The 11744-nt window shown below is 71.7% G+C and carries 13 protein-coding genes and 1 tRNA gene; 6 read left to right on the top strand and 8 right to left on the bottom strand.

The genetic code is table 11. From position 1 onward, the window contains the following. Positions 1-36: 36 nt before the first annotated feature. Positions 37-801: an ATP-binding cassette domain-containing protein gene (locus EDF31_RS16885; protein ID WP_131847029.1), complete on the top strand. Its 765-nt coding sequence runs from the start codon at positions 37-39 to the stop codon at positions 799-801. Positions 802-854: 53 nt separating this feature from the next. Continuing rightward, complete coding sequence (locus tag EDF31_RS16880) at positions 855-2105, top strand: sugar ABC transporter permease (protein WP_131846981.1); 1251 nt, start codon at positions 855-857, stop codon at positions 2103-2105. 174 nt (positions 2106-2279) lie between these two features. On the opposite strand, the gene EDF31_RS16875 is transcribed toward EDF31_RS16880, so the two are convergent. Next, positions 2280-2351 (bottom strand) — tRNA-Gln (locus EDF31_RS16875). A 79-nt stretch (positions 2352-2430) separates the two neighbouring features. Between EDF31_RS16875 and EDF31_RS16870 the strand changes: the two genes are divergently transcribed. Together EDF31_RS16870 and EDF31_RS16865 are read left to right on the top strand one after the other, a co-directional pair. Then, a complete protein-coding gene (locus EDF31_RS16870) occupies positions 2431-2925 on the top strand; it encodes a MarR family transcriptional regulator (RefSeq protein ID WP_123340195.1) in 495 nt (164 codons plus the stop codon). 10 nt (positions 2926-2935) lie between these two features. After that, positions 2936-3376, top strand: a complete 441-nt coding sequence (locus EDF31_RS16865; RefSeq protein WP_131846980.1) for a VOC family protein — start codon at positions 2936-2938, stop codon at positions 3374-3376. A gap of 6 nt (positions 3377-3382) precedes the next feature. On the opposite strand, the gene EDF31_RS16860 is transcribed toward EDF31_RS16865, so the two are convergent. The 7 genes from EDF31_RS16860 to glp all read right to left on the bottom strand — a co-directional run bounded on the left by EDF31_RS16860 (position 3383) and on the right by glp (position 9562). Continuing rightward, positions 3383-5254: an ABC-F family ATP-binding cassette domain-containing protein gene (locus EDF31_RS16860; protein WP_123293713.1), complete on the bottom strand. Its 1872-nt coding sequence runs from the start codon at positions 5252-5254 to the stop codon at positions 3383-3385. A gap of 434 nt (positions 5255-5688) precedes the next feature. After that, positions 5689-6087, bottom strand: coding sequence for a PLDc N-terminal domain-containing protein (locus EDF31_RS16855; protein WP_131846979.1), 399 nt, complete (start codon positions 6085-6087; stop codon positions 5689-5691). A 75-nt stretch (positions 6088-6162) separates the two neighbouring features. Continuing rightward, positions 6163-6786 carry a hypothetical protein gene (locus EDF31_RS16850; protein WP_131846978.1) on the bottom strand — a complete coding sequence of 208 codons (624 nt, stop codon included), beginning with the start codon at positions 6784-6786 and terminating at the stop codon, positions 6163-6165. Between the two features lie 34 nt (positions 6787-6820). After that, the gene (locus tag EDF31_RS20080; RefSeq protein ID WP_165901472.1) at positions 6821-7282 is read right to left on the bottom strand and encodes a molybdenum cofactor biosynthesis protein MoaE; all 462 of its coding nucleotides are present in this window, start codon (positions 7280-7282) and stop codon (positions 6821-6823) included. Then, positions 7279-7791, bottom strand: coding sequence for a molybdopterin-binding protein (locus EDF31_RS20075; RefSeq protein WP_165901471.1), 513 nt, complete (start codon positions 7789-7791; stop codon positions 7279-7281). The genes EDF31_RS20080 and EDF31_RS20075 overlap by 4 nt, the downstream gene beginning before the upstream one ends. Continuing rightward, positions 7788-8216 carry a cyclic pyranopterin monophosphate synthase MoaC gene (gene moaC, locus EDF31_RS16840; RefSeq protein ID WP_243650113.1) on the bottom strand — a complete coding sequence of 143 codons (429 nt, stop codon included), beginning with the start codon at positions 8214-8216 and terminating at the stop codon, positions 7788-7790. The genes EDF31_RS20075 and moaC overlap by 4 nt, the downstream gene beginning before the upstream one ends. Positions 8217-8335: 119 nt before the next feature. Next, positions 8336-9562, bottom strand: coding sequence for a gephyrin-like molybdotransferase Glp (gene glp / locus EDF31_RS16835; protein ID WP_131846976.1), 1227 nt, complete (start codon positions 9560-9562; stop codon positions 8336-8338). Between the two features lie 105 nt (positions 9563-9667). Here glp and EDF31_RS16830 point away from each other — a divergent pair, with 105 nt between their 5' ends. Beyond that, the gene (locus EDF31_RS16830) at positions 9668-10639 is read left to right on the top strand and encodes an MTAP family purine nucleoside phosphorylase (RefSeq protein WP_131846975.1); all 972 of its coding nucleotides are present in this window, start codon (positions 9668-9670) and stop codon (positions 10637-10639) included. Beyond that, positions 10636-11706 carry an NAD-dependent epimerase/dehydratase family protein gene (locus EDF31_RS16825; protein ID WP_131846974.1) on the top strand — a complete coding sequence of 357 codons (1071 nt, stop codon included), beginning with the start codon at positions 10636-10638 and terminating at the stop codon, positions 11704-11706. Before EDF31_RS16830 ends, EDF31_RS16825 begins: the two co-directional genes overlap by 4 nt. Positions 11707-11744 lie beyond the last annotated feature (38 nt).

Below are 11744 nucleotides of genomic sequence, written 5' to 3'. Positions count from 1 at the left end.
GAACCCACACCCGTCCCCGTCCAGAAGGACCTGGTGATGTCCCTCCAGGGCATCAGCAAGCGGTTCGGTGCCGTCCAGGCGCTCTCCGGGATCGACTTCGACGTCCACGCGGGCGAAGTCGTCGCCCTCGTCGGCGACAACGGCGCGGGGAAGAGCACCTTCGTCAAGATCCTCGCCGGCGTCTACACCCCGGACGAAGGAACCATCACCTTCGAGGGCGAGCCCGTCCACATCGGTTCGCCGGCGGCTGCGCAGGCGCTCGGGATCGCGACGGTCTTCCAGGACCTCGCACTCGCCGACAACCTCGACGTCGTGTCGAACCTGTTCCTCGGGCGCGAGGTCTCGCACTTCGTCCTCGACGAAGAGGAGATGGAGCGGAAGTCCTGGGAGCTGCTCCGACAGCTCTCGGCTCGGATCCCGTCCGTCCGCATTCCCATCGCGTCGCTCTCCGGCGGTCAGCGGCAGACCGTCGCGATCGCCCGGTCGTTGATCGGCGACCCGAAGATCGTCATCCTCGACGAGCCGACGGCCGCGCTCGGCGTCGCGCAGACCGCCGAGGTCCTGAACCTCGTCGAACGCCTCCGCGACCGCGGCCACGGCGTCGTGCTGATCAGCCACAACCTCGCCGACGTCCGAGCCGTCGCCGACCGCGTCGCAGTGCTCCGCCTCGGCCGCAACAACGGTGACTTCACCGTTGCCGACGTCAGTTACGAGGACATCATCGCCGCGATCACCGGCGCCACCGACAACGCCGTCACCCGTCGCGCCGCCGCGCAATCCGAACGAGAGACAGACCGATGAGCAGCACCCGCCAGAGCAAGCGGCCACGAGGCACCTCTCCGGACCCCGTCACCATGAGCACACCGACCTCCCGCGCCGCAGCAGACCTGCAGGACGAACGGCTGTTGCGCGAAGAAGGCGTTCGCGGCGCGATCACCAGCTTCAGTCGCCGGGTCCGCGCAGGCGACCTGGGAAGTCTCCCGGTCGTGGTGGGGCTCGTCGTCATCTGGGTCGCCTTCGGTCTCCTGACGCCCGGCGGGAGCTTCCTCTACGCGACGAACCTCGTCGACCTGGCCGTCCAGTGCGCCGCGGCCGGCACGATCTCCATCGGGATCGTCCTGGTGCTCCTGCTCGGCGAGATCGACCTCTCGGTCGGTTCCGTCAGTGGTCTCGCCGCAGCGATCCTCGGCGTCGGGCTCACACAGCTGCACTGGCCGCTCATCGCGGTGATCGCAGTCGCACTCGGCGTCGGAGCCCTCATCGGCCTGCTGTACGGCCTCCTGTACACGCGGTTCGGTGTCCCCAGCTTCGTCATCACACTCGCTGGGCTCCTCGCGTTCCTCGGTGTGCAGCTGCTCGTCCTCGGCCAGAACGGCTCGATCAACCTGCCGACGGAGTCCTTCATCGTGCAGTTCGCGCTGTTCTCCTACCTGCCACCCTGGCTCGTCTACGTGCTCGCGGCGCTGGCGGCTGGCGGCACCCTGTTCGCGGACCTCCGGCGAGATGCCCGACGAGCCCGGGCAGGGCTGTCGACGGGCTCGAAGTCGCTCGTCGTCCTCAAGGCGGCGCTGCTGCTCATCGGACTCAGCGCGATCGGTTGGTACCTCTCGACCGACCGCGGCACCGGGACGTCCTTCGTGTTCTTCGTCCTGCTGGTCGTCGTGATGAACTACCTGGTGAAGCGGACGAAGTGGGGCCGGTCGATCTACGCAGTCGGCGGCAACGTCGAAGCCGCCCGCCGGTCCGGCATCAAGGTGCGCCTCGTGTACATCTCGGTGTTCATGCTCTGCTCGGTGTTCGCCGTCATCGGCGGGCTCCTCGCATCGGCACACCTCTCGGCCGCGACGCTGAGTTCGGGTGGCGGCGACGTCAACCTCAACGCGATCGCAGCGGCGGTCATCGGCGGGACCAGCCTCTTCGGTGGACGCGGCAACATCTGGTCCGCACTGCTCGGCGTCATCGTGATCCAGTCGATCGCGAACGGCCTGAACCTGCTGAACTTCGAGGACTACACCCGCTACATCGTCACCGGGGCCGTCCTGCTCCTCGCGGTGATCATCGACTCCCTCTCCCGCCGCTCCCGAGCGAGCCACGGAGCCGCCTGACCGCGCGTGGCCCGAAGACGGGCCGCGGATGGACGGGAGGCCCGGTGCCAGCTGGCACCGGGCCTCCCGTCCGCGCGTCAGCGCTCCGGAGCCTCGGCAGCGATCACCACGCGACGTGCGTCGGTGAGACCCGTTCCCAGAACGCCGACGCGGCGAACCCGGATCAAGCCTCGGCTCCGCCTCCAGGATTCGAACCCGGACCTAACGGCACCAAAGGCCGTCGTGCTGCCATTACACCAAGGCGGAACGCACCCGTGGGTGCACGTCCATCCTCCCATGACCGACGAGGCTGGCCGTCCGCCCCGGGTTCGGCCAAGATGGAGGGATGCCGCACCAGGACGAGGTCGACCGGATCGTCGCGGCGTGGGGTCGTGAGCGTGCCGACCTCGACTTCGGCCCGCTCGAGGTCCTGTCCCGCGTCGACCGGCTCGCGCGGCACCTGGACCGCGCGCGGCGAGCAGCGTTCGACGCGGGTGACATGGAGCCGTGGGAGTTCGACGTCCTCTCGGCCCTGCGGCGGGCGGGTGAGCCGTACGAGCTGAGCCCGAAGACCCTGCTGCAGCAAACCCTGGTGTCGAGCGGCACGATGACGAACCGTGTTGACCGGCTCACGGCGCGGGGCTTCGTGGGGCGACGGACCGACCCGAGGGACGGCCGCGGCATCCTCGTGTCGCTGACGGGCAAGGGCCGAGTGGCGGTGGACGCGGCGATCGCGGACCTGCTGGCCGCCGAACGCGACATCCTGTCCGGGGTCTCCGCCGACGAGCAGGGCCAATTGGCCGGGCTGCTCCGCCGACTCATCCTGGGTCTCGGGGACTAGCCTCCGGGCCATGCACGCGATCACCCTGGCCGTCGCCGACGTCGCACGATCGGCGGACTTCTACCGCGCCCTGCTCGGGATCGAGGGCAGCGGCGTCATCGGCACCGAGTACCCGCCGACCGAGACCGAGGCGGGTGGCACCACGGCGATGTTCACCCTGGACGACGGTCTGATCGTCAGCGTCTACGGGCGGGACGACATGGCGAAGGACTCCGGGCTGGCACTCGCGACGGCACCGAGCAGCACGATCGGGCACTTCGTCGACAGTCAGGCCGACGCCGAAGCGTTCCTCGACCGGGCCCGGATCGCCGGCGCGACGATGCTCGCGGCGCCGTACACGCGGCCGTGGGGCATGTGGTCCGGCTTCTTCCAGGACCCGGACGGCCACCTGTGGGAGGTCGTCGCGAACCCCGGCGGCGGGGCCCCCGAGGATGCGAAGCCAGCGGAGTAGACCCGCTCAGACCCCGAGCAGCTCCGCGACCTCGAGCCAGCGCTCCTCGAGCTGCTCGATCTCGGCCTCGTGCGCGGCGAGCTTCGCCTGCAGCTCCCCGAGCCCGGCGTAGTCCGACTGGTCGTGGGTGGCGAAGTCGTCGAGCAGCTTCTTCCGGTCCGCGCCGACCTTCGCGATCTTGCGGTCCAGCGCCGACATCTCCTTCTCGGCCGTCCGACGCTCCGCGCCCGACAGGCCCGAGGCCGCCGCAGCCGACGCGCCGGAACCGGCCGACGCACTGGATCCGGCCACGGCACCGGCCGAGCCGGTCCCGCCTGCGGTGTCGGGCCTCCCGGCAGACGCGGCGGCAGCCGCAGAAGCGGTCCCGCCACCGGTGCCGGCCGCACGCAGCCGCATGTACTCGTCGACGCCGCCGGGCAGGTGCCGCAGGTGCCCGCCGAGCACGGCGTACTGCTGGTCGGTGACGCGCTCGAGCAGGTACCGGTCGTGGGAGACGACCAGCAGGGTGCCCGGCCAGGTGTCGAGCAGGTCCTCCATGGCGGCGAGCATGTCGGTGTCGAGGTCGTTGGTGGGCTCGTCGAGGATCAGCACGTTCGGCTCGTCGAGCAGGATGAGCATGAGCTGCAGGCGGCGCTTCTGGCCACCGGACAGGTCCTTGACCGGCGTGGAGAGCTGCTCCGCCGTGAAGCCGAGACGTTCGAGCAGCTGCGCCGGCGTCATCTCCTTGCCGTCCGCGACGTAGCTCGTCTTCTTGCGGGCGACCACCTCGCGCACGCGATCGTTCGCGAACTGGGCCAGGTCGGCGAGCTGCTGGTCGAGGATCGCGACCTGCACCGTCTTGCCCGTCTTCACGCGGCCGCTCGTCGGCGCGAGCGTACCGGAGACGAGGTTGAGCAGCGTCGACTTGCCGGCACCGTTCGGGCCGAGGATGCCGGTCCGCTCCCCCGGTGCGATGCGCCACTCGATGCGGTCGAGGATCTGGGTGCCGTCGAACGAGACGCTGACGTCGAGCAGGTCGACGACGTCCTTGCCGAGGCGGGCGGTCGCCGTCTTCGCCAGCGCGACCGTGTCGCGGATCGGCGGGACGTCGTCGATCAGGGCGTTCGCGGCGTCGATGCGGAACTTCGGCTTGCTCGTCCGAGCCGGTGCGCCGCGGCGCAGCCACGCGAGCTCCTTGCGGGCCAGGTTCTGGCGGCGCTGCTCGCTGGCGGCTGCCTGCCGGTCGCGCTCGACGCGCTGCAGGATGTACGCCGCGTAGCCGCCCTCGAACGGGTCGACGACGCCATCGTGGACCTCCCACGTGTCGGTCGACACCGCGTCGAGGAACCACCGGTCGTGCGTCACGACCACCATCCCGCCCTGGTTCGACGACCAGCGACGGTTGATGTGCTCGGCGAGCCACTGGATGCCCTCGACGTCGAGGTGGTTCGTGGGCTCGTCGAGGAACAGGACGTCCCAGTCGCCGACGAGCAGCCGCGCGAGTGCCACGCGGCGGCGCTGGCCACCGGACAGCTCGTCGACGCTGACGTCCCACGGGATGTCCGACACCAGGCCGCCGATGACGTCGCGGATCTTCGGGTCGCCGGCCCACTCGTGCTCTTCGAGGTCGCCGACGACGGTGCTGCCGACGGTCGCGCCCTCGGGCAGGATGTCGCGCTGGTCCAGGTAGCCGACGGTCAACCCGCGGCGGTGCGTGACACGGCCGTCGTCGGGTTCGAGGCGCTGGGACAGCAGCGCGAGGAGGGTCGACTTGCCGTCGCCGTTGCGTCCGACCACGCCGATCCGGTCCCCCTCGTCGATGCCGAGGGTGACGTTGTCGAAGACGACCTTGGTGGGGAACTCGAGATGCAGGTTCTCGGCGCCGAGGAGATGAGCCACGCGTCAAGGGTAGGCGGCGTGGCGGGGTGGTCGGTGCGGGGGGGGGGTGTGGGTGGGGTCGGCCGGGGCCGGGGCGGGCGCACGGTGCGGGCTTGTTCGAGTGGTGCGAGGTTGACCGCTCGGTGCGAGGTTGTAGCGGCGCACGGAGTGGGCAACCTCGCACCAGCCGACCGACCGCGCACGGTGCGACGGTGCGACGGCGCATCGGTGCGTCGGCCTGGAAGCGCGGGTCAGCGCGGTCGCACGGTGCGGGCTTCGGCAGGTGGTGCGAGGTTGACCGCTCGGTGCGAGGTTGTAGCGGCGCACGGAGCGCACAACCTCGCACCGGCCGACCGACCGCGCACGGTGCGCCCGTCGCGTCGGTGCGCCGGCGCGTCGACCTGGAGGCCCGGGTCAGCTCGCCGAGGCCGGTTCGGCTCCGGCGGTCGGGTACGTCAGCTCGCGGGAGCGGCGTCGCCCTCGCCGGCGGCTTCCTTCGCGCGCTTCAGCCGAGCCTGCGCCTCCCAGTACTCGATCTCGCGCTCGAGTTCGGCGAGCTCCTGCTCCGTGCCGCTGATGCGCTTGGCGCCGTGGGCGTTGCGGGCATCGCCGAGGGTGGCGTACCGGTCCTCGTGACGGGCGGGCTCGATGTAGCGGCCGTGGTTTCGCTCACCCGGGGCCCAGTCGTGGCCGATGGCGAACCAGACGATGCTGCCGACGACGGGGACCAGGATCACGAGGATCACCCACGCGATCTTCGGCAGTCCGCGGATCTGGTCGTCGTTCTTCGTCAGGATGTCGATCAGGGCGAAGACCAGCAGGATGACGGTGATCCCGGGCAGCAAGACGCTCATGTTCGCGATTCTATGGAGAACCTGAGGGCTGTCGCCACGCCCCGAACGCGTGCCGGTGTTGCGATCCGGCCACGGTCAGCTGCGGGGCCGTACAGGGTCGACGTCCGTGCGGTGCTGGGCTGCGAGACAGCGCCGGGCGAGCACGGTGCGACGCACCGACCACAAGAACTGGGCACCCGTGAACAGACTTCCGGTCAGGTAGACCGGCCAGAAGGCCGTCCCCGCGACGCCGATCGACGACCAGACGACGAGCAACCCGGCCTGCATCGGGAGTGCGGCACCGCTCGCCAGGTCGGTCGCGACGGCGTCGACCACGATCCGTCGATCCGCCGGCGCGTCCGCCTGGCCGACCGCCGCACGGGAGACCGCACGCTGCTCACGCTGCAACAAGGACGCGACGACCTGCTCACGGACGACGGTGCGTCCTGCACGGCGCCGGAGCCGGACGGCTCGGATGATCTCCACCACCAGGATGAGCACCGCGATGCTGAGTCCGACGGTCGAGAGCATCAGCCGTGCATCGGAGTCCGGGGGCAGCGCGACGCCGACGAGCACCAGCAGCGCGATCACGAGGGCCACCGCCAGGACGAACCCGCGGATGGGCAGGTCACGACGATCACGCGACTGCGCGAGGTACGCCTTCGCCCGGATCTCCGCGTCGGCCCACCGCCGATCGGCGGCCGTCTGTGCTTCGGTCACCGATCTGAGCGAACCAGCTCGACCTGAGCATCCGTCACAGGGCGGCGACCCACTCGTCCGTGCCGTCGGTGAACCGCTGGTGCTTCCAGATCGGCACTCGCTCCTTCACCAGGTCGACCAGCTCCCCGCACGCTGCGAACGCCTGCGCCCGGTGCGACGACGCCACCGCTGCGGCGAGCGCGACGTCCCCGATGCCGAGCGACCCGACGCGGTGCAGCACGGCGATCCGGACGTCGGGATGGGCGTCGGCGACGGTGCGGGCGACCTCGGCGATGACGTCGCCGGCGCTGGGGTGTCGCTCGTAGTCGAGCGCGGTGACGCCCTTGCCGCCGTCGTGGTTGCGGACGACGCCGGCGAAGGTGACGACGGCACCGTCCTGGTCGGTGGCGACGACGGCGGAGACCTCGTCGACGGTGATCCCCCGGTCGACGACGTCGGCGAGGACGACGCGCGCGTCCGGTGCCGGGGACGGCGCCGGCGCCGGCGACGCGGTCATGACGCGCTCCGCGGCGCGTGGCCCTCGCCGTGCACCTGCGCGAGCACGTGCTCGACCAATCCGTCGAGCACGGCCAGTCCGTCCGCCACCCCGCCGCGCGACCCGGGCAGCGTGACGATCAGGGATCCGCCGGTGCTGATGCCGGCGATGCCGCGGCTCAGCAGTGCGGTCGGACCGGCCCCCGCGAGCCCGCGACGGCGGACCTCTTCGAGGACACCGGGCAGCTCCAGGTCGATGAGGGGCGCGACGGCCTCAGGCGTCCGGTCGGTCGGGGTGACGCCGGTGCCCCCGGTCGTGATGACGATCCGGGCCCCGGCCAGCAGTTCGGCGGTCACGGTCTCGGTGATCGCCCCGCCGTCGGGGACGATCACGGGCTCGGCGACGGTGAAGTCCCGCTCGCGCAGCCACCCCGCGATGGCGGGCCCGGTACGGTCGAGTGCCGGATCGGCGGCGGCCTGCGTGGACACCACCACGACGGCGGCACGGCCCCTGGTCGGCTGCGAGGTCATCGGTTGCTCCAGTCTCCGGACCGACCGCCGTGCTTCTCGAGCACTCGGACGTCCGTGATCGAGGCCGCCCGGTCGACGGCCTTCACCATGTCGTACACGGTCAGCGCGGCGACGCTCGCGCCGGTCAGCGCTTCCATCTCGACGCCGGTGCGCGAGGTCGTGCGGACCGAGACCTCGATCAGCACGCGGTCGTCGGCACCGGTGATGTCGACCTGCACCCCGGCGATGGGGAGCGGGTGGCAGAGCGGGATGAGGTCGGAGGTCTTCTTCACGGCCATGATCGCGGCGACGCGGGCGGTGCCGATGACCTCGCCCTTCGGCAGGGAACCGTCGAGGATGCGAGCGACGACATCGGGCCGGGTGACGAGCGTGGCGGTGGCGGTCGCCGAGCGGTCGGTGACGTCCTTCGCGGACACGTCGACCATGTGCGCGGACCCGTCGGCGCGCACGTGCGACAGCTCGGCCGCGTCGGACGGTTCGGTCTGCTCGGACGGACCCGACTGGTCGGACGGACCTGATTGATCGGACGTGTCGGCGGGTGCGGTCATCGGAGGCTCCAGACGGTCAGGACGTCACCGGGTTCGACGACGTCGACCCCCACCGGGACGTGCACGAGGTGTGTGGCGGCGGCGTAGTGCGCGAGCAAGTGGGAGCTCGGTCCGCCCACGAAGTGGACGACCCCGTCGGCCACCCGTCCACGCCGAACCTGGTGCTTGCCACCCGGTGACTGCGCAGCCGAAGCAGCGGGCAGGTGCAGCTCGGGACGGTCGGCCGGCAGCCCGACGAGGGGCGCGAGCAGCGGACGGAGGAAGACCTCGAACGAGACGAGCGCCGACACCGGGTTGCCGGGGAACGACACCACCGGCATCGGTCGACCGGCGAGTTCCACGCTGCCGAACGCCTGCGGCCCACCGGGCTGCATCGCGACCGGGGTCACGGCGAGCCCGCGGGGTTCGAGTGCCTGCCGCACGACCTCGTACGCACCGGCACTGATGCCCCCGGTCGTGAGCACGAGGTCGGCCCACTCCCCCACGGCGTCGTCGAGCGCGGTGACGAACGCGTCGACGTCGTCGGGGACCCGGACCGTGCGCGACGAAGCACCGACCTCGGCGAGCGCCGCCCGCAGCGCGATGCCGTTCGCGTCGCCGATCGTCGCCGCGTCGGTGTCGGCTCCCTGCAGCTCGGACCCCGTCGAGACCACGAGCACCCGCAGTGGTCGACGGACCTGCACGGTGGACACACCGGCGGACGCGAGCGCGCCGAGCAGGGCTGGGGTGATCGGCGCACCGGTCGGAGCGATCGACGCACCGAGGGCCAGGTCGCTGCCGGCCGCTCGCACGAAGGTGCCCGGCACGAGGTCAGCGGGCACCGTGACGTGCCCGAGGTCGAGCGCAGCCGGGAAGGTCCCCGGCGACGTGGCCTCCACCGGGAAGACGGCATCGGCGCCGTCGGGGATCCGCGCGCCGGTCATGATCGGTGCCGCTGTGCCGGCGGAGAGCGGTGCGGGGACGACCCCGGCGGGGATGGGCGCGACGACCCGGACGTCCTGTCCGGCATCGGCCACCCGGACCGCGAAGCCGTCCATCTGGCTGTTGTCGAAGGGCGGCAACGGGACCGGTGAGGCGACGGGTGCAGCGAGCACGCGGTGCCCGTGACCGGCACGGCCGTCGACGGCCAGGTCGTCGATCCGCCACGACGCACCCCCGAGGCCCGCCAGGACCGGCGCGAGCAGCGCTGCCAGGTCGTCGCGGTGCTGACCGATCGTTCGCACAGGTGCCTCCGAACAGGGATGGTGTCGCCGCTCCCGGTTCGTCCGGGGCCGGCGTCAGTAGCGTATCCAGCGCGCAGACCGCGCCGACGACCTTTCGGAGGACCTGTGGAGAACGACGAAGCCGTGACGATCGGTGTCATCGGGGGCTCCGGCCTCTACCAGCTGTTCGAGGAGGGGACCGCCGAGGAACTGGACGTGCCGACGCCGTTCGGCCCGACGTCGAGCCCGATCAGCATCGGCACGATGTCCGGACGTCGGGTCGCGTTCCTCACCCGGCACGGTCGTGAGCACTCCGTCGCCCCGCACCGCATCAACCACCGCGCGAACCTCTGGGCGCTCCGCTCCCTGGGCGTCCGCGCGATCGTGTCCTCGAGCGCCGTCGGTGGTCTGCACCCCGACTACGCCCCGGGCACCTTCGTCGTGACCGACCAGCTCATCGACCGCACCTTCGGCCGCGCGGACACGTTCTTCGAGGACGACGTCCAGCACCTGTCGTTCGCCGACCCGTTCGACCCGACGCTGCGGCGCGCAGCCGTCGACGCGATCGCAGCCCTCGACGTGCCGTTCCGTCCGACCGGCACGTGCGTCGTCATCCAGGGCCCCCGGTTCTCGACGCGCGCCGAGTCCGTCTGGCTGCGCGAGGCCGGTGGTCACACCATCAACATGACGATGACCCCCGAGGTCCCGCTCGCCGCCGAGCTCGGCATCGCGACGGTCAACCTGTCGTTCGTCACGGACGCGGACGCCGGCCTGGCCCCGACCGAGGACGAAGCCGCCTCAGCGGCCGCCCACGCGGCCACGGCGGACGGAGCGGCCACGGCGGCCACGGCGGACGGAGCGGCCACGGCAGACGCGGCCGACGCAGCCGGCGCACCCGTCACCCACGCCCTCGTGATGGAGCGTCTCGCCCGCGCCAACGAGGTGATCGTCCGCGCGATCGGCGGGATCGTCGGCGCGATCCCCGCCGACTTCACGCCGCGCGAACTCGTCCCGGCGAGCGCCAGCGCCAGCATCATGCAGACCCAGCCCACCGCCGCCAGCACGGGTCCCACCACGACCGCGGGCACCACCGCATGACCCGCCTGCTCGTCACCGGCGGCGCCGGCTTCATCGGCTCCGCGATCGTCCGCCGTGCGCTGGCCGACGGCCACGAGGTCCGCGTCCTCGACTCCCTCCGCGACGACGTGCACGGCGACCCCGCCGAGGTCATCCGCGCCCACCAGCAGCAGGGCATCGCGTTCGTGCACGGCGACGTCCGCGACCGGGTCGCCCTGGACGCCGCCCTCGACGGCATCGACGTCGTGTGCCACCAGGCCGCGAAGGTCGGCCTCGGCGTCGACTTCCAGGACGCCCCCGACTACGTCTCGTCGAACGACGCCGGCACCGCCCACGTCCTCGCCGGCATGGACCGGCACGACATCGGCCGACTTGTCGTCGCGAGCTCGATGGTCGTCTACGGCGAGGGTGCGTACACGACGTCCGACGGCGAACCCGTCCGGCCGCCGGCCCGCCGCCGCGAGGACCTCGACGCCGGTCGCTTCGACCCGATCGACCCGGACGGTCATCCCCTCCTGCCCGGCCTGATCGACGAGTCCGCCGCGCTCGACCCCCGCAACGTGTACGCGCAGACGAAGGTCGCGCAGGAGCACCTTGCCTCGAGTTGGGCGCGCGCGACGGGCGGCCGGGCGATCGCGCTCCGCTACCACAACGTCTACGGACCGGGCATGCCCGCGAACACCCCCTACGCCGGTGTCGCGTCTCTGTTCCGCTCGGCACTGGCCCGTGGCGAGGCCCCACGCGTCTTCGAGGACGGTGCCCAGCGCCGAGACTTCGTGCACGTCGACGACGTCGCCGGAGCGAACGCCGCCTCCATCGCCGCGACCGCCGACCTGCCCGCCGACTCGTTCCGCGCGTACAACGTCGGGTCCGGCGTCGTGCACACGATCGGCGACATGGCCGCGGCGATCGCGGGCCCCGACGGCCCCCAGCCGGTCGTCACGGGCGAGTACCGCCTGGGCGACGTCCGCCACGTCACGGCGAGCTCGGACCGCATCGCCGCCGAGCTCGGCTGGCGCGCCGAGGTCGACTTCGAAGCAGGCATGCGCGACTTCGCGACCGCTCCCCTCCGGAGCGCCGTCCAGTAGCCCCACTTCGTGAGCAGGAATGGTCGGGTCACCGGACG

The organism is Curtobacterium sp. PhB142, from assembly GCF_004341255.1.
Taxonomy (GTDB): domain Bacteria; phylum Actinomycetota; class Actinomycetes; order Actinomycetales; family Microbacteriaceae; genus Curtobacterium.
Note: the sequence above shows the minus strand (reverse complement) of the source record. Positions and strands in the feature narration are given on the sequence as shown.